Genomic DNA, 252 nt, shown 5'->3' with positions numbered 1-252 from the left:
GTGATTCCGTTCTTCGATTACCCGCCGGAAATCAGGAAGGTGATTTACACCACGAATGCCATAGAATCGATCAACATGAGTCTGCGCAAAGTAATCAAGACCCGCAGCTCGTTTCCGACCGATGAGGGAGGGTGTAAAAATTTTTGTGTAAACGGTCATTTGGCAGGAAACTGTCAGCAACAGGAGCACAGATGACCGTAGCGAAACGCAACAAAAGAGAAAAACCCGATCCTGAACTCGTCAAGCTGGCAG

General features: G+C 48.0%; 1 pseudogene. It reads left to right on the top strand.

The window, feature by feature from the left end:
• A pseudogene (locus F6X42_RS43300) lies at nt 1-144 on the top strand (transposase); the annotation flags it as partial.
• Between the last annotated feature and the right edge of the window lie 108 nt (nt 145-252).

The organism is Paraburkholderia podalyriae, assembly GCF_014397785.1.
GTDB lineage: Bacteria > Pseudomonadota > Gammaproteobacteria > Burkholderiales > Burkholderiaceae > Paraburkholderia > Paraburkholderia podalyriae.
The sequence above is the reverse complement of the archived record's forward strand: the minus strand, read 5'-3'. Positions and strand labels throughout refer to the sequence as shown.